This window comes from Coprobacter tertius (assembly GCF_024330105.1).
Taxonomy (GTDB): Bacteria; Bacteroidota; Bacteroidia; order Bacteroidales; family Coprobacteraceae; genus Coprobacter; species Coprobacter tertius.
On record NZ_JANDHW010000009.1, the window covers coordinates 1 to 20,199 of the forward strand.

Sequence of the window (20,199 nt, forward strand, 5' to 3'; positions counted from 1 at the left end):
CGATAATCAGGTTTCTGCGTTTTTCCTCTATCTATTGACGTGAACTTGTTTTTTTACCTGATCTCTTCTATTTTAGAGTTTCAGGCATCCGTCTCGTACTACTTCTTTTGTCTATTGTAATGTTGTCAATGATCGATACATCGCTTTGCGACCCATACGGGATTTTTAAAAGCGAAAGTGGTGCAAAGATAATACTTTTTTAATTCCACCTCCAAATTTTTTCAGACTTTTTTTCAAACTTTTTTCAATCTGTACCTGTTCTCAATTATTGAGCCTGATATCGCTTTGGGTGTGCAAAAATATAACTTTGGAAGATAACTCGAGCTTATTCAGGACGATTAATACTCCTTTTCTTTTCAACAACACCTGTTCATATCTTGTTAATTAGCTGGTATTCTATATATAAACAAATGAATATGGATTAGTTATTATAAATTTTAACCTCGATACTTCGAAAGACAAAAACGAAAAATGTATCTTTGTTTCATTCCAACAAAAAGCCCTATGCAATTTAAATCATTTCTGATATCACTATTCCTTTTTTACGCATATTGCATTCAAAATACGATCGCACAAGAATATACAAATGCTGATAAAGAGAAAATAGTTTCGATTCTAAAAAAATATTCAGATAAAAATGAAACACCCTCGATGCTTTCTTTAGGGAAAGAATTTATAGGTACCCATTATGCCGGAGGTACTCTCGATCATAACAATATAGAGAAGTTAACAATTAATGTTCGAGACCTCGATTGCACGACATTCGTAGAAACTGTTGCCGCATTATACCTCACCACACTGGAGAAAAGCGCATCATTTAGAGATTTCTCACAAAATCTACAAACTTTACGTTACCGGAACGGTGAAATAAATGAATATCCATCGAGATTACATTATTTCAGCGATTGGATTGCGGACAATGAAAAAAAGAACCTGCTGAAAGAAATTACCCCCGAACACAGTTCGGATACATTACTCCTAAATTTGTATTTTATGAGTAAAAATGCCGATAAATACCCTCAATTAGCTCAAAATAATCGATTTATCAATCAAATAAAGAATCAAGAAAAAGCGCTGAGAGGAAAACGGGTTTATTACCTTCCGAAAACTAAAATGAAACCTGAAAATTTATCTTGGATAAAAAACGGCGATATTATCGCTATTACTACTTCAAAACCCGGACTTGACATCACACACGTAGGTATTGCCTGTTATGTAAAAGGAGAATTACATTTATTACACGCTTCATGGGGACAGAAAAAAGTTATCATAGAACCGGTCTCTCTAAAAAATCAATTAAAAAGAAATACGACACAAACAGGAATAAGAGTTATTAGGGTAGCTAAGAAAAAACTACAAAATTAAATACAAACTATGTCCAATTACAATCTTAAAAAATAAGAGGCCATCTAATTCTGCAAAATTTTAGATGGCCCCTATTCATTAAAAGAATTACACCTCCACGATCATCAAACATTCACAACAAAAAAAATTCACACATATTCAATAACCATCTCATTTATATCTTCTTAACATCAATTTTCAAGTATAAACTTTGATTATCGAACTTACCGGAGAACTTTATTTTTGTTGATCATAATCTTAGAATTTTTTATACCTTAGTATCGCAAAATATTTTTACAATATATAAAACCTTATTTTACTGGATTTTGTTCGGAAAGCCACATAAATTTATGTTCAATATCGCACATAAATGTTCATTTACGCACACTACAAAAATAAAAATCCGGCAGTATTATCCTTATTATTAGAAGCTTAAAAAGCTGGCATATAAATTGAGATTTTATCACTAAAATGCATAAATATTTTTTATCATGATAAAAACGATCGACCTGCAAAAAACTTTTCGAACAGAAGAAATAGAGACCTTGGCATTACATAATGTAAATATAGAAGTGAATGACGGGGAATTTATTGCAGTGATGGGACCTTCGGGATGCGGAAAATCTACCTTACTTAATATCCTCGGTCTGCTCGACAACCCGACCAGAGGCAGTTATTATCTCAACGGCATCGACGTGTCAAAATTTTCAGAAGTTCAAAGAACAAAACTACGAAAAGGCATGATAGGCTTCGTATTCCAAAACTTCAACCTTATCGAAGAACTCAATGTCTACGAAAATATAGAACTACCGCTGCTATATATGGGAATATCTGCTATCGAACGAAAACAAAAAATCGAGCAAGCGATGGACAGAATGGCAATCTCTCACAGAAAAAAACATTTTCCTCAACAATTATCAGGAGGTCAACAGCAACGGGTAGCCATTGCCCGAGCCGTAGTTACACGTCCAAAACTTATACTCGCCGATGAGCCCACAGGAAATCTCGATTCAAAAAATGGGACAGAAGTAATGGCGTTACTCAGCGAACTCAATAAAGAAGGAACCACAATTATTATGGTTACTCACTCTCAGCATGACGCAGAATACGCATCCCGCATCGTCAATTTGTTCGATGGAGAAATCGTCACTGAAATCGAGATGTAATCATAACTCTACAACATCAAAAGCCCCTTTTTATATCTTTAAACTCAACGCATGAAATTACTACCTCATTATATTAAAACAGGAATACGAAGCCTGCTCAGATACAAACAACAAACGATCATAAGTATGATTTGTTTGGCAATCGGATTCGCATGTTTTACACTCTCATATCTTTGGATCCGATATGAATCTTCATTTGATAACTTCCATACAGATGCTGATCGTATATTTATGGTGACAATAACAGCCGAAAATGAAAACGGATTTAACGAATCTACCCCTTTCCCGCTTGCTCACTATTTATCATCGTCTTACCCCGAAATAAAAGCGGCATGCAATCTCAGATTATCCCCTATGAACCGGTTAAAAAATAATGAAAAGGAAAACATACGAGTCCTTTTTACAGACCACAATTTTTTCGATGTGTTTGGGGTAGAATTCTACCAAAATGAAACAACTCATTTGCTTGTCGACGGTAATAAGGCCATCGTATCTAAAAGTATATTAAAAAAAATTATACCAGAAACAGATTCTGCCTTAGGAAAGGCATTTGAATATACAGGATATTACGGAGAAAAAATAGATCTTATTATTGAAGCAATTGTACAAGAATGGCCATCTAACTCTAATCTGCAATTCGATATTATACGTCCCATCGCAAGCAATAACAATTGGAATGGAAATTATGTAACTACCTATATACGATTAAAAGAAGATGTCGATGTCGACGCATTTATTCATAAATTAGAAAATACGACCATTTATCACTCGGCTTTTAATTCGAAACTACATCTCATCCCTTTAAAAGAACAATATTACACATTACATTATACCCAGAATAATGTTAAATACGAACACCTTAAAATATTCCTTATCGCCGGGCTACTGGTGATTTGCAGCGCTTTGTTTAATTTTATTACTTTATTCATCATCCGACAAAAACTTAAAAGAGAAGAAATTATCATACGAAAAATAAACGGCGCTTCCAATAAAAATATATTTTTACAACTCATTACCGAGATTCTCATCATCACGATTATATCATTAATTCTCGGACTAATGATAATAGAATGGATATTTCCTTGGTTCGTTAAATTAACGGTTATGCCCGAGACTCGAATCAGTATACTGCCTTCGTTGCTTTCGGTCTCCACTATGATATTCCTTTCCATTACATTTTTTTCTTGTATTTTTGTTTGGATACTTAACAATACTCTGCTTAAAAATACGACTCAAAGACTAAAAAAATCAAAAAACAATTTTTTCAGATTTTGCATCGGCCTTCAACTCTGCCTAAGTATTTTATTTCTATTTTGTACGTCTGTCATTTCATTACAAATATATCATCTTACCCATATTGACATCGGCTTCGATAGACAAAACATCGCATCGTGTAGTATTTCAACGAAGAATATAGATTCGTATATAAACGAAATAAACAAGATTCCATCAATCAAAAACGCAACAGCTGCTAATCTCTTGTTTCTTCCCTCATTCGCTAGTAAATCCTATTCTTTAACCACAGAAAACGGAAACCAAATTGACATTATGTTATTCGATATAACTCCTGAACTGGTAAATATGCTTAACTTCCGCTTTATCAACGGAACCTCGTTCAGCAATACTCAAGATATAATATTAAACGAAACCGCCTATAACCTTCTAGGAGAAACATATGAACTCGGAAATCAGACAGCATACGGTAAAGTCACCGGCATTGTCAAAGACTTTTTATATGAATCTCCTTTAGTCAAATCAAAACCGGCGATGTTACGCATGTCAGACGATAAATTTATAATTTACTACAAATATGAAGAAGGGACACGCTTTGAGACCGAAAAGGCTGTAAAAAATCTGGCTAAAAATAAATTCAATACTAACGAACTTAAAATATACGATATGAATGAGGAATATGATAAATACTTATCCTCAGAAAAAGCGCTAATGAAAATTCTTGGTTTTCTTTCGGTTACATGCTCAATCATCGCCATTTTCGGCATCTATTCAATGGTTTCTCTATCAGCAGAACAAAGAAGAAAAGAAATCGCTATACGAAAAGTAAACGGAGCCAGCGCCTTTTCTCTCCTGGCTCTTTTTGCCAAAGAATATTTATACATATTACTATTCGCCACATTCATCGCATTTTCCATAGGATTTATCATTTTGCAAAATTGGCTCGAACGTTATGTTAACCGCATCGAAATAAATGCGTTATTTTTCATCTCAATATTTGTGCTCGTTTCAACATTTACCATTTTAACCATTATCATAAGAGTTTGGAATACGATAAAATCCAATCCTGCTGACGAACTGAAACGTGAATAAAAAATTTCGTTATTAAAATCACAGATAATAAAAATGGCAACTAAAAGACAAATTAAGAATGATAAAGCAAAGTTTTAATCAAAAGTGAGGTTTTTTAGTCGTAAATCCGGCTCGAAAATAAATATTGGTTATCTTTGAAGAATAAGCAAATCATCAGCTAACGATCCAGTAGTTAAATATTTAATAAAACAACAAATAGATAAAGTTGGTTTATTGGAATTATTAGAATAATTAATAGATTTTAAAAGAGAAAAAATGAATATCGACTATAACGTTGGAGATTTAATTTATGACGCGGATATTTATGATGGAATGAATACCCAAACAGATGATTTGCAATTTTACAAACAATGGTTACCTCGAAATAAAGATGCCCGCATACTTGAACTCTGTTGTGGCACAGGCCGACTTACTATCCCAATAGCAGAGGAAGGTTATAATATTAGTGGAGTAGACTACACCCCTTCTATGCTTGAACGAGCAAAAGCAAAAGCTCAGGAAGCAGCATTAGAAATTGAGTTTACTGAAGCTGATATAAGAAATATGAATTTACAGAAGAAATATGATCTCGTCTTTATTCCATTTAATTCGATACATCATTTATATCAAAATGAAGATTTATTTAAAACATTTAGTGTTGTTAAAAATCATCTCAAAACAGGAGGTTTATTTCTATTAGATTGTTTTAATCCAAATATCAGATATATTGTAGATCATGAAAAGAAACAAACAGAAATTGCCAGATATACGACACAAAATGGAAGAAAAATACAGATAAAACAAAAAATGAGATATGAAAGAAAAACTCAGATTAATCGCATCGAATGGCACTATTATATTAACGGAGAATTTGATTCGGTTCAAAATTTAGATATGAGATTATTTTTTCCTCAAGAATTAAATTCATATCTGGAGTGGAATGGATTTAAGATTATTCATAAATTCGGAAGCTTTAAAGGAGATTTATTTTATGATAATTCGGAAAAACAGATTTTTGTTTGCCAACATGTTACTAAAAAATGACATGGAATAATTACCCTTAACAAAACATATACCAAGGAAAATAGTTATTGCTTTTATTCATTTATAATTTTATAATCCAGAAATATTCAATTAAAAATACATATTATTTTTTCAAAATCAGTTCTTCGACATCTCCAAAATTTTCATAACCTGATATAACTACCTTATCACCAGCCTTAAGCCCATCGATTATTTCATATTGCTGAGGATTCTGGCGACCGATAATAAGAGGAACACGTACTGCTTTTTCTCCGGTTTCATTTAATTTAAATATCCATCTCCCTTTGGTCTCCTGATAAAAATTACCTCGTGGAATAACCAAGCCCTTTTCCGGCAAACCCAACTCTATTTTTACCCGGTAACTTTTCCCTATTCGAACATTTTCGGGCATATCACCGGTAAAAACCAATGAAACAGAAAAGGCACGGTCTCTAATTTCAGGTACTACTTTCGATACTTTAAGAGAATAACTCCTATTCTGATATTCTATCGTTGCCGATAATCCGGATACAATGCGGTCGATATAATATTCTCCTATAGACGTTTCTATTCTAAATTGGTCAAGGACTTTTATCTGTCCAATACTATTCCCAGCTGTCACCTGCTGCCCGGGAGTAACGCTTACAAAACTTAGCTGCCCTCCTATGGGTGCACATACTATTAATCGATCGAGTCTACTATACATACGTTCATATTTCCGGTATTCTCTTTTCAAATCATTTATCAGTAACTCTTTACGAAGAATATTTACTGTCGAATCATGTTTTAAATTCTCTTTCTGCAAACGAGCCTTTTTAATATTAAATTCATATTCGTCGCGGGCAATCTCGAGCTGTGCTTTACTTTTTATCCCCATGTCGAAATCTTCACAATCTACTTCAAATTTTTTTATCATTTTCTTTAACTCATAATCATTCTGAAGCATTTGCTGTTTCAATAACAAACTTTTTTGTTCCATTTCTATCTCTTTTTCCCGATAAGCAACCACCTGTTTCTCATAATCGTCCCGCTGATCTTCGATCAATTGTTTTAATTCGGGATTACTGAGTAGAAGTATTGTATCACCCTTCTCAAGCATACTTCCCTCTTCTCTCATTATACGCTCAATACTCCCTCCCTCCTGAGTATTTACCTCGATAGTCAAAATTGGTTTTACCACCCCTTCCACATCGATATATTCCAAAAAAGGAGCCTCTTCTACAACACCTGTTATTAGCATCTGGTCCGATATTTTCAGTTTTTTCGATCCCAAAGCATATACAATCGAATAAATGAAAAAAAACAGCATCAGCAAAATTCCGGCTATAGGATATTTATACCTGATAAGCGGATGTTTTTTCTTCAATGGCCTATCCATCATAGATGTTCTTATTTTATTAGTAACTCATATTCACGGGTAATTTCCCGATCATAATAAAAATCATACAAAGTGAGCTTTCGTATCGTAAAATAATAATTCCAAAAATCGGCTAAAGCAGTAATATAACCTCTTTGAGCAGAATCTTTTTCAGACAAAGCGTTATTAAGTTCGAGCATAGAAATTTTTTCTCCCCAATAAAGATACATCGCTACATCATATCTGCGCCGTGAAGTCTCTGCCATTTTCCGGGCAATAGAAACCCGGGTAGCTTGCAAGTTAAACTGTTTTATAATCTGCTTTACTGTTTGTTCAAAATCCATCAGTTCTTGTTTTATCCTTACCTGTTCTAATTCTCGATTATTTTCAGCGACTTTTATATTTCCTCGCCCCCGCCCCCAATCGAGGATCGGGAGAGAAATATTTATACTTATATATTGCTGATCCATCGGGTTTCGATACGTGTTCTTTATTTTATCTGCAGTTTGGGTAAGCCCCAGTTGTACATACAAATCAGCCTTAAAACCCGCATTACTTTTTGCAACCGCAACCTGACGGTCGCTTTCGATACGTCTCAACTGCATATTATCGATATTCGGATTATTTTCGTAGGCATATCGAAGTGCCTTATCCACATCTACTTTGAAACTCGGTATATCGTCATCGGTTTTTACAATTATCGGTTTGGGTTCCGGAATGCCCAAATACGATCTGAAATTCTGCATACAATTATCCAATTCAATCTCGGCATTCATTACATTCGCTTCCTCAGTTAGTTTATTTATTTCGTGTTGCAGCATATCATTTTCGGTAATAGAACCTATTTTATAACGCCTTTGCGCAAAACGGTACAAAGTATCTGCACAAGCATAATTATAACGTGCGATACGGAGATTATTCTGCGCTTGAGCCAAATCGAAAAAATACCTGACGACCGCCGAGGATACCAACTCGAGAGATGCAGCATATTCTTTCTTCGCTTTGGCATAATATAAAGGTTCGGTTTTACGGTTCCATTTCATTGAATTATATCCAAACAGTGACTGCCGATACCCGATTGTTACCAAATTAGCTCGGTACGACGCCGTATTGTTACTCAAAAGATCGAGTCTCTCTAAATTACTGGTAAGCGAAAGTATCCCTCCTGTAAAAGTTACATTCTGATTTATCGATAAAGAGAGTCCCGATGTCAGCAAATTTTGTTCGACAAATTTATCGGCTCCGTCAGAAAGCGTAACTTTATTTATTGACCGGTTAAGCGTGGGATCTGACGTAAGGATAAGAGACGGACGAAGATCGGCACGAAAAGAACGATAACGCCAATAAGCCGATATAAAACTATTACGCGCCGTCATCACCTCTGGAGACTTTTGCTGTGCCAGTACGATTGCTTCATTCAAAGTAAATTCCATATTTCTTTGTGCGCACTTAACGCCCGAGCTCATCATCAATACAACAATTATAAACCTTAACCGTAACATCACTTTTATTTATCCTATTACACTCCAAAATTTACGCCAAAAACCCAATACGCTAATTGTCATAATTTTACAAGATCTACATATGAAAATATATGTTCGTTTTCGCACTTTTTTTGTTCATTCCCGCACATACAACTTGTTATATTAATATGTATCTTTGACATATAAGCATTATTAAATAACCAATGGATAAATTAGGAAAGATCTTAATAATAGACGATAACGAGGATGTATTATTTGCCTTGAATCTGCTACTCGAACCTTATGCCGAAAAAATAAAAGTTACGACTCAACCCGAACGTATCGAACATTTTATCAATACCTTCAATCCGGATATACTCTTGCTGGACATGAATTTCAGCAAAGATGCCAGCAGTGGACAAGAAGGTTTTTACTGGCTTGAGAAAATATTAAAGATAGATCCCGAAGCCATAGTTATTTTTATGACGGCTTATTCCGACACTGTAAATGCCGTAAAAGCTATTAAATGCGGTGCAACCGATTATGTTTCGAAACCATGGCAAAAAGAAAGATTACTCGGGACATTATCTTCTGCAATGAAATTGAAAAAATCACGTACCGAAATAACTGTACTGAAACAACAGGTAGCATCACTGACCGACTCTGACAGAAAAAGTACGACTGAAATAATCGGAAGTTCTGATGCTATGCAGGATATATTCGAAACGATACAAAAATTATCTGAAACGGATACCAATATTCTTATATTAGGAGAAAACGGTACCGGTAAAGATCTTATTGCAAAAGCTATTTATCGTAATTCACTCAGAAAAAATGCAGTATTCATTGAAATCGATATGGGTAGTATTCCCGAGAATTTATTCGAAAGCGAGTTATTCGGATATGAAAAAGGCGCCTTTACAGATGCTCGGAAAGAAAAATCGGGCCGTATGGAAATTGCCACGGGAGGTACTCTTTTTCTCGACGAAATCGGGAATCTGTCCCTAGCAATGCAAGCCAAGCTACTCACCGCAATCGAAAAAAAGAAAATATCGAAATTAGGCAGTACTCGAGATATCGATATAGATGTACGACTGATTTGTGCCACGAATACCGACCTTTATGCAATGGTGGAAGAAGGTCACTTCAGACAAGATCTTCTATACCGTCTTAACACGATTGAGATTCATCTTCCACCTTTACGCGACCGGGGAAACGATATTATTTTATTGGCAAAACATTTTCTCGAAAAATATTCGAGAAAATATAAAAAACAAATCTCGGGACTCGGCCGGGATGCTCAAAAAAAATTAATGCAATACGCTTGGCCCGGTAATGTCAGGGAATTGCAACATGCGATAGAGCGAGCTGTAATTCTTTCCGACAATCGACAAATACTTCATGCCGAAAACTTTATGCTAAAGCCCCCTCATACAGAGAGAAAAATAGAAAATGACAATCTCAATCTCGGACAAATAGAGAAAAATACCATTGAGAAAGCTTTAAAAAGAAGTAATGGAAACATCAGTCGGGCAGCGCAATTATTAGGAATAACCCGCTATTCTCTCTACCGTAAATTAGAAAAAGACAATGATACTACACAGCTATAAATCTAAAATAACAGGATATACATTAACAATTGTTTTTTTCTCGATAATTTCCGTATTATCCTATATACACCAATTATATTTTACCACAACATTTGCAATAGCCGCTTTATTTATTACGGCTTATTTACTTTACCGGCAATTGATAAAATGTATTTCGATGACTGAAAGGCTTGTTTCGGCTTTCGAATACTCCGATTTCGACCTCTCCTTTCACCATTCGGCAAACGAAAAAGAATTACGGCAATTATCGGGAATAATATCAAATGTAATATATACACATCGCTCAAAACTAAAAGAACTCGAAACTAAACTACAATATTTCAACACCCTCTTAGGACGTATTGATTTTGGATTAATGGTGATTAACAAAAATGGAGAAATAGAATGGATGAACTCAGCCGCCCGCACTGAATTAAGGATGAATAATCCGGTTAAAGTGTCGGATTTAGCCTTTTTTCATCCAGATCTTCCCCCAATATTATCAAACTTGAAAGCCGGAGAAATAAAAATTATAACTATAAACCGAAGTGGTTTTTCTTATGAAATTATTATCTCTGCCATCACGCTTACAATCCAGGGGAAAAAACTGCTGCTCGTCAGTCTTAAAAATATACAATCTCTTGTTGAGGAAACCGAAATAGAAGCCTGGAAAAAATTAATCAGAGTTCTCACACACGAAATAATGAATACTCTCGCACCCATTATTTCTCTATCTGAAACAGCCGTCGAAAGATTAAAAGGAAATTCAGAAAAAGACTTCTCTGTACTTGGCCAAATCATGCAAACTATACATCGCAGAAGTACCGGATTACTCAATTTTGTGGAGAATTATCGAAAACTGACCCGGATTCCAGCACCCGAGTTTTCTTGTATTCCCGTAAACGAATTATTCGATGATGTTGAAAAACTGACCACTAATCTTAGGGCCGATATCATTTTTTCTTTAAAATCAAAAGACATATCGGTAATAGGCGACAGAGCTATGATTGAGCAGGTTCTTCTGAACCTCATAAAAAATGCAGCCGAATCAGGAAATAAAACACAACAGGTATCTATCATTGTTGAAGCTATAAATTCCATCGGATTTACAATTATTGCCGTGTCTGACAACGGCAAGGGAATAGTTCCTGAAGCTCTTGATAAAATATTTATCCCATTTTATACTACCAAAACAGGAGGATCAGGTATAGGGTTAAACTTATGTAAACAAATCATGAGATTACATGGCGGCTCCATAAGGGTAACTTCTAAAGAAGGAAAAGGCAGTCGTTTTACACTAATTTTCAGCAAATTTTCCCATAAAGCCAATTGATCGAAATCGAAAAATAACTTTTCATCAGTAATATGCTATTTCTTAATTAAGGTAAAAGTCGTTATCCGATATCATTTATTCATCATATTTTAAGCCAATATACAATGCTATTATAAGTAAAACCGATTATACAAAAACAAAAAGGATCGCGATATATGCGATCCTTTTTGTTTTTATAGAACAAATATTCTCTTATTCAGCAGCGGGAGCAGCAGCTTCGGCAGCAGGAGCCTCCGGAGTTGCGGGAGTCTCAGTTGCAGGAGCGGAAGCAGCCTCAGTAGCAGCAGGAGTAGCCGCCTTTTTAGAACGACGAGTACGAGTCGTTTTCTTGGTTGCTTTTTCCTTCAGCATATTCTCATTATAGTCAACGAGTTCGATAAAGCACATTTTAGCATTATCACCAATACGGTTACCAGTTTTCAAAATACGGGTATAACCGCCCGGACGATCAGCTATTTTTGTAGCTACCTCTTTGAAAAGTTCCGTCACGGCATACTTATTCTGCAGGTAACTAAATACCACCCTTCGTGAAGCAGTAGTATCTTCTTTTGCTCTGTTGATGAGAGGTTCGGCGTACATTCTCAAAGCTTTAGCCTTAGCCAAGGTCGTAAAAATTCTCTTGTGAAGAATTAAAGAACTGGTCATATTCGACAATAAAGCGTCTCTGTGAGATTTCGTACGACTTAAATGATTGAATTTTTTATTATGTCTCATTGTGTCTTACTCTTTATCTAATTTATACTTCGAGATGTCCATACCGAAAGACAAGTTCAGGTTGGCCAGGAGTTCATCCAACTCGGTAAGAGACTTCTTACCGAAGTTACGGAATTTAAGCAAGTCGGTTTTATTAAATACAACCAATTCGCCCAAAGTCTCAACATCTGCCGATTTAAGACAGTTGAGGGCACGTACCGACAAATCCATATCGACGAGTTTCGTTTTCAGCAGCTGACGCATATGCAACACTTCTTCATCGAACTCTTCGTTACCATCGATATCGGTTGTCTCAAGCGTGATTTTCTCATCAGAGAACAACATAAAGTGGTAAATCAGGATTTTAGCAGCCTCTTTTAAAGCCTCTTTCGGATGGATAGATCCATCAGTCGTAATTTCTAATACCAGTTTTTCGTAGTCGGTTTTTTGTTCTACGCGGAAGTTTTCCACTGCATATTTCACGTTCCGGATAGGAGTGAAAATAGAATCGATGGGAATAACATTCACTTCGTCGTTTTCATTTCGGTTTTCCTCTGCCGGAACATAACCACGACCTTTATTTATCGTTATATCGATTTGGAAACTTGCGCTTGAATCCATGTGGCAGATCACCTGATCGGGATTCAACACCTCGAAACCGGTGAGATATTTACCAATGTCTCCTGCCTTGAACACTTCCGTACCCGAAACAGCAATGGTAACTTTCTCATTCTCGATTTCTTCGACAATCTGTTTGAAACGAACCTTTTTCAGATTCAGAATCATATTTGTTACGTCCTCGATAACGCCGGGAACGGTTGCGAACTCATGCTCAACCCCATCGATACGTATCGAGGTGATAGCAAAACCTTCGAGTGAAGAAAGGAGTATACGGCGTAAAGCATTACCTACGGTAACGCCATAACCGGGCTCCAACGGACGAAATTCGAATTTACCGAAAAATGCGTCCGCCTCCAACATTAAAACTTTATCGGGTTTTTGAAATGCTAATATAGCCATGGAATCATTTATTATTTAGAATACAATTCTACGATCAACTGTTCTTTAATGTTTTCGGGAATGTCTGCTCTTTCGGGCAAATGTAAAAATTTACCGCTGACCGAATTCTGGTCCCACTCAATCCAAGGATATTTGCTGTGATTAAAACCAGAAAGAGCATCGGCAATCACTTCAAGCGATTTTGCCTTTTCGCGAACACCGATTATCTGCCCCGGTTTTACCGAGTAAGAAGGAATGTTCACCACTTTGCCGTCAACAACGATATGTCTGTGCGAAACCAACTGACGGGCCGCAGCTCTGGTAGGAGCGATACCCATGCGGAATACGACATTGTCTAAGCGAGCTTCGAGAAGTTGTAACAACACCTCGCCTTTAATACCTTTGGTACGAGATGCTTTTTCAAACAAATTACGGAATTGTTTCTCCAATACGCCGTAAGTATATTTTGCTTTTTGCTTCTCGCGAAGCTGGATACCATATTCAGAAGTTTTTCTTCTTTTATTTGCACCGTGCTGTCCGGGAGGATAGTTTTTCTTCGACAATACTTTGTCGGGGCCGAAAATAGCCTCCCCAAATTTACGGGCGATTTTTGTCTTAGGTCCGGTATATCTTGCCATTTCTAAATCTTTTTATAATTTATAATTACGGAATCCCGGAATAGTGCAGCCGCGATTGCAGAGAGGAGAAAAATGCAATCTATTCACAATCCTTGATTCACTCTTTATCAAAAGAAAAATTATACTCTTCTTCTTTTAGGAGGACGACATCCGTTATGTGGAAGGGGAGTAACGTCGATAATCTCAGTTACTTCGATACCTGCACCGTGAACCGTTCTGATTGCTGATTCACGACCGTTACCGGGACCTTTCACATACGCTTTCACTTTTCTCAATCCCAGATCAAAGGCTACTTTTGCACAATCCTGAGCGGCCATCTGAGCAGCATAAGGAGTGTTTTTCTTCGACCCTCTGAATCCCATCTTACCGGCCGATGACCAAGAGATCACCTGACCTTCACTATTGGCAAGTGATACGATAATGTTATTGAAAGAAGAATGTACATGTAACTGACCGACTGCATCGACCTTCACATTTCTCTTCTTTGTTGCGACTGTCTTTTTTGCCATACTTACTTATTATTTAGTAGCTTTTTTCTTATTAGCAACTGTTTTCTTTCTACCCTTACGTGTACGGGCATTATTTTTCGTACTCTGACCTCTCACGGGCAGACCGTTACGATGACGGATACCACGATAACAACCGATATCCATGAGACGTTTGATATTGAGCTGTACTTCAGAGCGAAGATCTCCTTCTACTTTATACTCGTTACCGATGATCTCACGTACTTTCGCCGACTGCTCGTCGGTCCAGTCTTTCACCTTGATATTTTTATCAATACCGGCCTTTTCCAAAATGGTATTTGATGCGCTGCGGCCTATTCCATAGATATAGGTCAACGCGATTTCGCCTCTTTTATTTTGCGGCAAGTCTACTCCAACTATTCTTATAGCCATATAATAGAAAAATTATTTTGCAAAAATAATAAATTATCCTTGACGTTGTTTATACTTAGGATTTTTCTTGTTAATAATATACAAGCGGCCATTTCTTCTAACGATTTTGCAATCGGGCGTACGCTTTTTCAATGATGCTCTTACTTTCATATCTTTTTGTATTATTTATATCTAAAAGCAATTCTTCCTTTGGAAAGATCATAGGGTGACATTTCTACACGCACCTTGTCCCCCGGGAGTATTTTTATATAATGCATACGCATTTTCCCCGAAATATGGGCAGTAATCTCATGACCGTTTTCGAGTTCTACCCGGAACATAGCATTCGATAATGCCTCTACGATAACTCCGTCTTGTTCTATTGCTGATTGTTTTGCCATATATAAAAATTAAATTGTTTTATCTCCTAAAACTTCTTCTACAAACTGGAAAGACGACAAAATGTCGGCTTTTCCCTCACGAATGGCCACCGTATGCTCGAAATGAGCCGACGGCTTCCGGTCTCGCGTGCGGGTTGTCCAGCCATCACGTTCGATAACGATATTACGCGAACCTAAATTTATCATCGGTTCTATTGCGATACACATGCCGTTTTTCAGCAGCGGACCGCATCCCCGGCGTCCGTAATTAGGAACTTCAGGATCTTCGTGCAGGCGTTTTCCGATACCATGACCGCAAAGTTCCCTGACAACACTATAACCCTTTTGTTCGCAATATGTTTGAATTGCGTTGCTGATATCTCCGATTCGTTTTCCTTCAACAGCTTGTTCAATTCCGATATAGAGCGATTCTTTCGTGGTTTTCAGCAACTGCTTAACATCGTAAGCGACTTCCCCGACACAAAAAGTGTATGCAGAATCTCCGTTAAAACCGTTTTTTACAACTCCGCAATCTACCGATACGACGTCGCCATCTTTCAGTTCGTAATTCGAAGGTATGCCATGCACCACTTGTTCATTGACCGATATACACAAAGAGTTTGGAAAACCGCCGTATCCTAAAAATCCGGGAACGGCACCATGGTCTCTGATAAATTCTTCGGCAATCTTGTCAAGTTTCAGCGTTGTAATCCCCGGAGCTATCCATTTGGCGACTTCGCCTAATGTCATCCCCACCAGAAGATTACTCTCACGCATCAACTCTATTTCATCGTCTGTTTTAAGATAAATCATTTTTATACTCCTACTTAACTAAACTTTATAACGGTTTAATAAGCGGCAATCGAGCCCGTACGTCCCTTAATCTTTCCCGATTTCAGGAGTCCGTCATAATGACGCATCATTAAATGACTCTCAATCTGTTGCAAAGTATCAAGAACTACACCCACCAGGATGAGTAACGAGGTACCTCCAAAGAATTGTGAAAATTCCATGCTGATACCGGCGATCTGTGCAAACGCTGGCATAATAGCCACGATTGCCAAGAAAATAGATCCGGGCAATGTTATGCGCGACATGATCGAATCGAGATACGAAGCCGTTTGTTTACCCGGTTTAATACCCGGTATAAAACCATTATTACGTTTCATATCTTCTGCCATTTGAGTAGGTTGCACCGTGATTGCCGTATAAAAATACGTAAAGATAATAATCAGAAAAGCAAACACGAAATTATACCAAAAACCGGTATTGTTCATAAATGAACGTGCAAATGCGCTCGAGGCATTCTCTGGAGAGAAACCTACCAGCGTAATAGGGATAAACATAATAGCCTGTGCAAAGATAATAGGCATTACACCTGCGGTATTTACCTTCAGAGGAATGTATTGTCTTGCTCCACCATATTGCTTATTACCTACTACTCTCTTAGCATATTGTACAGGAACCTTACGGGTACCCTGTACGAGCAGTATCGATGCAGAAATTACGAATAATAAGAAAACGATCTCGGCCAGGAACATAACCAAACCTCCCGAAGTCGTAGCCGTACGCATGATAAACTCCTGTACGAGCGCTTTGGGAAGACGGGCGATGATACCTACCAGGATTATGAATGAAATACCGTTACCAATACCCTTATCGGTAATACGTTCACCCAACCACATGATAAACATACTGCCGGCGGCAAGAATGATCGTAGAAGAAACTATAAACATAAAATCGGCCGGAAACGCTCCTTGCATCTGTACCCTCAGATTGACCAAATATGACGGGCCCTGAATAAGCAGAATGGCTACAGTAAGATAACGCGTGTACTGATTGAGCTTACGGCGTCCGCTTTCACCTTCCCGTTGCAATTTCTGAAAATGTGGGAGAGCCATACCCAGCAACTGGATTACGATAGATGCCGAGATGTAAGGCATGATCCCCAATGCAAATATAGATGCGTTGGAGAATGCACCTCCCGAGAACATATCCAGTAACTGCAAAAGACCGCCACGGGTCTGGTTCTGCAAATTGGTTAAGAACTCCGGATCGATACCCGGTAATACGACATACGTACCGGCCCGGTATACCATCACGAAAAGAATGGTCGTGAGGATCCGGTTTCTCAGATCCTCGATCTTCCATATGTTTTTTATAGTTTCAATTGCTCTCATGGGTTTAGAGTTTAACTACGGTTCCACCTGCGGCTGTGATGGCAGCTTCAGCCGATTTAGAAAAGGCATGAGCCGTAACTTCTAATTTCGACGAAATGGCACCTTTGCCAAGAATTTTTACCAATTGGTTTGTAGAAACGAATCCAGCTTCGATCAAAGTATCGATACCGATTTTATCAAGTCCTTTGGCTGTTGCCAGAGCCTGTAATGTATCGATATTTATTGCTTTGTACTCAACCCGGTTAATGTTTTTAAAACCAAATTTAGGAACACGACGCTGCAATGGCATTTGTCCTCCCTCAAAACCGACTTTCTTTGAATAACCCGATCTTGATTTGGCTCCTTTATGACCTCTTGTAGAAGTTCCGCCCAAACCCGAACCGGAACCACGTCCGATTCTCTTTCTGGTTTTTGTAGAACCTACTGCAGGTTTTAAATTACTCAAGTCCATATTGCTAATTTTTTTCTTCGATGAATTTACTCTACTACTACAATTAAATGTTTCACCTTATCCACCATTCCCAATATCTGGGGAGTGGCTTTATGCTCAACGATCTGATTCAATTTTCTCAGACCCAAAGCATCCAAAGTTCTTTTCTGAACGGCGGGACATTTAATTCTGCTTTTTACTTGTTTAATCTTGATAGTTTCCATTATCTGACCCTCCAATATTAACCTTTAAATACTTTTTCCAATGCTACTCCACGGTTCTGAGCCACAGTATAAGCATCTCTTAATTCACTCAAAGCGGCCATAGTAGCTTTTACCAGGTTATGGGGGTTAGACGAACCTTTCGATTTTGCAAGCACGTCGGTTACACCAACACTTTCGAGTACGGCACGCATAGCACCACCGGCTTTTACCCCGGTACCGTGAGATGCAGGTTTCAGATAAACCAATGCACCGCCAAATTTAGCAAGCTGTTCATGAGGGATAGTGCCTTTACGCACCGGAACCTGGATCAGGTTTTTCTTAGCAGCTTCCACGCCTTTAGCTATGGCAGTCGTTACCTCACTGGCTTTACCCAGCCCCCAGCCTACGATACCGTCTTCGTTACCTACAACGACGATAGCCGAAAAGCTGAACGTACGTCCACCTTTTGTTACTTTCGTTACGCGGTTGATCGCTACCAGTCTGTCTTTTAATTCTAAATCGTTGGTCGATTTAACTCTTTTATTTATTCCTGCCATGTTCATTAAAATTTAAGTCCACCGTTACGTGCAGCATCAGCCAATTCTTTAACTCTTCCATGATACAGGTAACCGTTACGATCGAAAACAACCGTTGTAACACCTGCTTCTTGTGCTTTCTTGGCGATCAGCTGACCTACCTGAGCTGCGATCTCTTTCTTGGCTCCTCCTTCGATACCTTTCGAAGAAGCTGAAGCGATCGTTTTACCGGCTAAATCGTCGATTAACTGCACATAAATTTGTTTGTTACTTCTAAAAACAGTCATACGGGGACATTCAGCGGTACCTGACACTTTACCACGTATGCGGGTTTTAATCTTTATTCTTCTTTCTATTTTCGTTGTCATGATTATACCAATTTACGCGAATTATTTAGCACCAGCTGATTTACCCGATTTTCTGCGAATAATCTCGCCAACGAACTTGATACCTTTTCCTTTGTAAGGTTCAGGTTTACGGAACGAACGGATTTTCGAACAAACCTGTCCGAGCAATTGTTTGTCACAAGATTCGAGAATAATCAACGGGTTTTTATTTCTCTCTGATTTTGTTTCCAATTTGATTTCTTTCGGCAATTTCAGATAGATATTGTGAGAATAACCCAGTGACAGGTCGAGTACCTGACCGTTGTTTGCGGCACGATAACCTACACCCACCAATTCCATCTCTTTTTTGTATCCTTCCGATACGCCTACTACCATATTGTTGATCAAAGAACGATATAAACCATGTAATGCACGGTGTTCTTTATCTTCACTCGGTCTGCTGACAACGATGTGACCATCTGCAACTTCAGCTTTTATGCCACCGGTAAGCACCTGAGACATTTCTCCTTTCGGGCCCTTAACTTTAACTTCGTCTCCGTTAACAGTAACTGTTACACCAGAAGGTATATTTATGGGCAATTTTCCTATTCTTGACATAATTAAACCTCCTTCTTAATATACATAACAAATTACTTCGCCGCCAATCATCTGTTCACGGGCTTCTTTATTGGTCATAACGCCTTTCGAAGTCGAAAGAATAGCGATACCCAATCCGTTAAGCACACGAGGCATATCTTTATAACCGGTATACTTACGTAAACCCGGAGAAGATACGCGGATGAGTTTTTTAATTGCGTTTACTTTATTTACAGGGTCATACTTCAGGGCAATCTTTATCGTTCCCCGAGGACCATCTTCTACAAACTTATAATTAAGAATGTAACCTTTGTCAAAAAGGATTTTCGTGATTTCTTTTTTCAAGTTCGAGGCAGGCACTTCAACAACTCTATGTTGAGCTTTAATGGCATTTCTCAATCTTGTAAGATAATCTGCTATTGGATCTGTCATAATAAATTGTTTAAATTGATCCGGCATTCCGGACAATATTTAACACTAAAAATAATTTACCAGCTTGCTTTTTTAACACCCGGTATTAATCCTGCCGAAGCCATTTCGCGGAATTGTATACGCGAAATTCCGAACTGGCGTATATAGCCTTTCGGACGACCGGTAATTTTGCAACGGTTGTGCAAACGTACCGGAGAAGCATTTTTAGGCAGCGACTGAAGAGCTACATAGTTACCTTCTGCCAAGAATTTTTCTCTCTTAGCAGCATATTTAGCAACCAGTTTCGCTCTTTTCACCTCACGGGCTTTCATCGATTCTTTTGCCATAT

The 20,199-nt window shown here is 37.7% G+C and carries 24 protein-coding genes; 6 read left to right on the forward strand and 18 right to left on the reverse strand.

Going from position 1 to position 20,199, the window contains the following annotated elements; genetic code table 11:
* Positions 1-504 precede the first annotated feature (504 nt).
* The 4 genes from NMU02_RS09700 (at position 505) to NMU02_RS09715 (ending at position 5,858) form a co-directional block, all read left to right on the forward strand.
* Positions 505-1,365 (forward strand): N-acetylmuramoyl-L-alanine amidase-like domain-containing protein, encoded by an 861-nt coding sequence (locus tag NMU02_RS09700; RefSeq protein WP_255027664.1) that lies wholly within the window; start codon positions 505-507, stop codon positions 1,363-1,365.
* A 470-nt stretch (positions 1,366-1,835) separates the two neighbouring features.
* The gene (locus tag NMU02_RS09705; RefSeq protein WP_255027665.1) at positions 1,836-2,510 is read left to right on the forward strand and encodes an ABC transporter ATP-binding protein; all 675 of its coding nucleotides are present in this window, start codon (positions 1,836-1,838) and stop codon (positions 2,508-2,510) included.
* A gap of 51 nt (positions 2,511-2,561) precedes the next feature.
* On the forward strand, positions 2,562-4,835 hold the full coding sequence (locus tag NMU02_RS09710; protein WP_255027666.1) for an FtsX-like permease family protein: 2,274 nt from the start codon (positions 2,562-2,564) through the stop codon (positions 4,833-4,835).
* Positions 4,836-5,090: 255 nt separating this feature from the next.
* Positions 5,091-5,858: a class I SAM-dependent methyltransferase gene (locus NMU02_RS09715; protein WP_255027667.1), complete on the forward strand. Its 768-nt coding sequence runs from the start codon at positions 5,091-5,093 to the stop codon at positions 5,856-5,858.
* A 103-nt stretch (positions 5,859-5,961) separates the two neighbouring features.
* Here the strand turns inward: NMU02_RS09715 and NMU02_RS09720 are convergent, their stop codons facing one another.
* On the reverse strand, positions 5,962-7,215 hold the full coding sequence (locus tag NMU02_RS09720; RefSeq protein ID WP_255027772.1) for an efflux RND transporter periplasmic adaptor subunit: 1,254 nt from the start codon (positions 7,213-7,215) through the stop codon (positions 5,962-5,964).
* Between the two features lie 11 nt (positions 7,216-7,226).
* Positions 7,227-8,696, reverse strand: a complete 1,470-nt coding sequence (locus NMU02_RS09725; RefSeq protein ID WP_255027669.1) for a TolC family protein — start codon at positions 8,694-8,696, stop codon at positions 7,227-7,229.
* Positions 8,697-8,881: 185 nt separating this feature from the next.
* Here NMU02_RS09725 and NMU02_RS09730 point away from each other — a divergent pair, with 185 nt between their 5' ends.
* A complete protein-coding gene (locus NMU02_RS09730; RefSeq protein WP_255027671.1) occupies positions 8,882-10,267 on the forward strand; it encodes a sigma-54-dependent transcriptional regulator in 1,386 nt (461 codons plus the stop codon).
* The gene (locus NMU02_RS09735; RefSeq protein ID WP_255027672.1) at positions 10,248-11,579 is read left to right on the forward strand and encodes a sensor histidine kinase; all 1,332 of its coding nucleotides are present in this window, start codon (positions 10,248-10,250) and stop codon (positions 11,577-11,579) included. Before NMU02_RS09730 ends, NMU02_RS09735 begins: the two co-directional genes overlap by 20 nt.
* Before the next feature lie 192 nt (positions 11,580-11,771).
* Here the strand turns inward: NMU02_RS09735 and rplQ are convergent, their stop codons facing one another.
* From rplQ to rpsN, 16 genes are all read right to left on the reverse strand, one after another.
* The gene (gene rplQ, locus NMU02_RS09740) at positions 11,772-12,293 is read right to left on the reverse strand and encodes a 50S ribosomal protein L17 (protein ID WP_255027673.1); all 522 of its coding nucleotides are present in this window, start codon (positions 12,291-12,293) and stop codon (positions 11,772-11,774) included.
* 6 nt (positions 12,294-12,299) lie between these two features.
* Complete coding sequence (locus NMU02_RS09745; RefSeq protein ID WP_255027674.1) at positions 12,300-13,292, reverse strand: DNA-directed RNA polymerase subunit alpha; 993 nt, start codon at positions 13,290-13,292, stop codon at positions 12,300-12,302.
* A gap of 11 nt (positions 13,293-13,303) precedes the next feature.
* The gene (gene rpsD, locus NMU02_RS09750) at positions 13,304-13,909 is read right to left on the reverse strand and encodes a 30S ribosomal protein S4 (protein ID WP_255027675.1); all 606 of its coding nucleotides are present in this window, start codon (positions 13,907-13,909) and stop codon (positions 13,304-13,306) included.
* A 119-nt stretch (positions 13,910-14,028) separates the two neighbouring features.
* Complete coding sequence (gene rpsK, locus NMU02_RS09755; protein ID WP_255027676.1) at positions 14,029-14,418, reverse strand: 30S ribosomal protein S11; 390 nt, start codon at positions 14,416-14,418, stop codon at positions 14,029-14,031.
* A gap of 9 nt (positions 14,419-14,427) precedes the next feature.
* On the reverse strand, positions 14,428-14,808 hold the full coding sequence (gene rpsM, locus NMU02_RS09760) for a 30S ribosomal protein S13 (protein ID WP_255027677.1): 381 nt from the start codon (positions 14,806-14,808) through the stop codon (positions 14,428-14,430).
* Between the two features lie 33 nt (positions 14,809-14,841).
* On the reverse strand, positions 14,842-14,958 hold the full coding sequence (ykgO, locus tag NMU02_RS09765) for a type B 50S ribosomal protein L36 (protein ID WP_009318522.1): 117 nt from the start codon (positions 14,956-14,958) through the stop codon (positions 14,842-14,844).
* An 11-nt stretch (positions 14,959-14,969) separates the two neighbouring features.
* Positions 14,970-15,188, reverse strand: a complete 219-nt coding sequence (gene infA, locus NMU02_RS09770) for a translation initiation factor IF-1 (RefSeq protein ID WP_005634776.1) — start codon at positions 15,186-15,188, stop codon at positions 14,970-14,972.
* Positions 15,189-15,197: 9 nt separating this feature from the next.
* Positions 15,198-15,980, reverse strand: coding sequence for a type I methionyl aminopeptidase (map, locus tag NMU02_RS09775; protein ID WP_255027678.1), 783 nt, complete (start codon positions 15,978-15,980; stop codon positions 15,198-15,200).
* A 35-nt stretch (positions 15,981-16,015) separates the two neighbouring features.
* Complete coding sequence (gene secY, locus NMU02_RS09780) at positions 16,016-17,347, reverse strand: preprotein translocase subunit SecY (RefSeq protein WP_255027679.1); 1,332 nt, start codon at positions 17,345-17,347, stop codon at positions 16,016-16,018.
* A 4-nt stretch (positions 17,348-17,351) separates the two neighbouring features.
* Positions 17,352-17,798 (reverse strand): 50S ribosomal protein L15, encoded by a 447-nt coding sequence (rplO, locus tag NMU02_RS09785; RefSeq protein WP_255027680.1) that lies wholly within the window; start codon positions 17,796-17,798, stop codon positions 17,352-17,354.
* Positions 17,799-17,824: 26 nt separating this feature from the next.
* Complete coding sequence (rpmD, locus tag NMU02_RS09790) at positions 17,825-18,001, reverse strand: 50S ribosomal protein L30 (RefSeq protein ID WP_255027681.1); 177 nt, start codon at positions 17,999-18,001, stop codon at positions 17,825-17,827.
* 17 nt (positions 18,002-18,018) lie between these two features.
* Positions 18,019-18,537, reverse strand: coding sequence for a 30S ribosomal protein S5 (gene rpsE / locus NMU02_RS09795; protein ID WP_255027682.1), 519 nt, complete (start codon positions 18,535-18,537; stop codon positions 18,019-18,021).
* Positions 18,538-18,542: 5 nt separating this feature from the next.
* Positions 18,543-18,884, reverse strand: coding sequence for a 50S ribosomal protein L18 (rplR, locus tag NMU02_RS09800; RefSeq protein ID WP_255027683.1), 342 nt, complete (start codon positions 18,882-18,884; stop codon positions 18,543-18,545).
* A gap of 21 nt (positions 18,885-18,905) precedes the next feature.
* A complete protein-coding gene (gene rplF, locus NMU02_RS09805) occupies positions 18,906-19,460 on the reverse strand; it encodes a 50S ribosomal protein L6 (protein WP_255027684.1) in 555 nt (184 codons plus the stop codon).
* 15 nt (positions 19,461-19,475) lie between these two features.
* Positions 19,476-19,871 carry a 30S ribosomal protein S8 gene (gene rpsH, locus NMU02_RS09810; protein ID WP_255027685.1) on the reverse strand — a complete coding sequence of 132 codons (396 nt, stop codon included), beginning with the start codon at positions 19,869-19,871 and terminating at the stop codon, positions 19,476-19,478.
* Positions 19,872-19,927: 56 nt separating this feature from the next.
* Entirely contained in the window at positions 19,928-20,197 is a 270-nt protein-coding gene (gene rpsN, locus NMU02_RS09815; RefSeq protein ID WP_255027686.1) for a 30S ribosomal protein S14, read from the reverse strand.
* Between the last annotated feature and the right edge of the window lie 2 nt (positions 20,198-20,199).

What these genes read in the sequence shown, in the direction of transcription:
- NMU02_RS09700 (WP_255027664.1), top strand. Translation starts at nt 505, where the DNA reads ATGCAATTTAAATCATTTCTGATATCACTATTCCTTTTTTACGCATAT.
- NMU02_RS09705 (WP_255027665.1), top strand. Translation starts at nt 1,836, where the DNA reads ATGATAAAAACGATCGACCTGCAAAAAACTTTTCGAACAGAAGAAATA.
- NMU02_RS09710 (WP_255027666.1), top strand. Translation starts at nt 2,562, where the DNA reads ATGAAATTACTACCTCATTATATTAAAACAGGAATACGAAGCCTGCTC.
- NMU02_RS09715 (WP_255027667.1), top strand. Translation starts at nt 5,091, where the DNA reads ATGAATATCGACTATAACGTTGGAGATTTAATTTATGACGCGGATATT.
- NMU02_RS09720 (WP_255027772.1), bottom strand. Translation starts at nt 7,215, where the DNA reads ATGGATAGGCCATTGAAGAAAAAACATCCGCTTATCAGGTATAAATAT.
- NMU02_RS09725 (WP_255027669.1), bottom strand. Translation starts at nt 8,696, where the DNA reads ATGTTACGGTTAAGGTTTATAATTGTTGTATTGATGATGAGCTCGGGC.
- NMU02_RS09730 (WP_255027671.1), top strand. Translation starts at nt 8,882, where the DNA reads ATGGATAAATTAGGAAAGATCTTAATAATAGACGATAACGAGGATGTA.
- NMU02_RS09735 (WP_255027672.1), top strand. Translation starts at nt 10,248, where the DNA reads ATGATACTACACAGCTATAAATCTAAAATAACAGGATATACATTAACA.
- rplQ (WP_255027673.1), bottom strand. Translation starts at nt 12,293, where the DNA reads ATGAGACATAATAAAAAATTCAATCATTTAAGTCGTACGAAATCTCAC.
- NMU02_RS09745 (WP_255027674.1), bottom strand. Translation starts at nt 13,292, where the DNA reads ATGGCTATATTAGCATTTCAAAAACCCGATAAAGTTTTAATGTTGGAG.
- rpsD (WP_255027675.1), bottom strand. Translation starts at nt 13,909, where the DNA reads ATGGCAAGATATACCGGACCTAAGACAAAAATCGCCCGTAAATTTGGG.
- rpsK (WP_255027676.1), bottom strand. Translation starts at nt 14,418, where the DNA reads ATGGCAAAAAAGACAGTCGCAACAAAGAAGAGAAATGTGAAGGTCGAT.
- rpsM (WP_255027677.1), bottom strand. Translation starts at nt 14,808, where the DNA reads ATGGCTATAAGAATAGTTGGAGTAGACTTGCCGCAAAATAAAAGAGGC.
- ykgO (WP_009318522.1), bottom strand. Translation starts at nt 14,958, where the DNA reads ATGAAAGTAAGAGCATCATTGAAAAAGCGTACGCCCGATTGCAAAATC.
- infA (WP_005634776.1), bottom strand. Translation starts at nt 15,188, where the DNA reads ATGGCAAAACAATCAGCAATAGAACAAGACGGAGTTATCGTAGAGGCA.
- map (WP_255027678.1), bottom strand. Translation starts at nt 15,980, where the DNA reads ATGATTTATCTTAAAACAGACGATGAAATAGAGTTGATGCGTGAGAGT.
- secY (WP_255027679.1), bottom strand. Translation starts at nt 17,347, where the DNA reads ATGAGAGCAATTGAAACTATAAAAAACATATGGAAGATCGAGGATCTG.
- rplO (WP_255027680.1), bottom strand. Translation starts at nt 17,798, where the DNA reads ATGGACTTGAGTAATTTAAAACCTGCAGTAGGTTCTACAAAAACCAGA.
- rpmD (WP_255027681.1), bottom strand. Translation starts at nt 18,001, where the DNA reads ATGGAAACTATCAAGATTAAACAAGTAAAAAGCAGAATTAAATGTCCC.
- rpsE (WP_255027682.1), bottom strand. Translation starts at nt 18,537, where the DNA reads ATGGCAGGAATAAATAAAAGAGTTAAATCGACCAACGATTTAGAATTA.
- rplR (WP_255027683.1), bottom strand. Translation starts at nt 18,884, where the DNA reads ATGACAACGAAAATAGAAAGAAGAATAAAGATTAAAACCCGCATACGT.
- rplF (WP_255027684.1), bottom strand. Translation starts at nt 19,460, where the DNA reads ATGTCAAGAATAGGAAAATTGCCCATAAATATACCTTCTGGTGTAACA.
- rpsH (WP_255027685.1), bottom strand. Translation starts at nt 19,871, where the DNA reads ATGACAGATCCAATAGCAGATTATCTTACAAGATTGAGAAATGCCATT.
- rpsN (WP_255027686.1), bottom strand. Translation starts at nt 20,197, where the DNA reads ATGGCAAAAGAATCGATGAAAGCCCGTGAGGTGAAAAGAGCGAAACTG.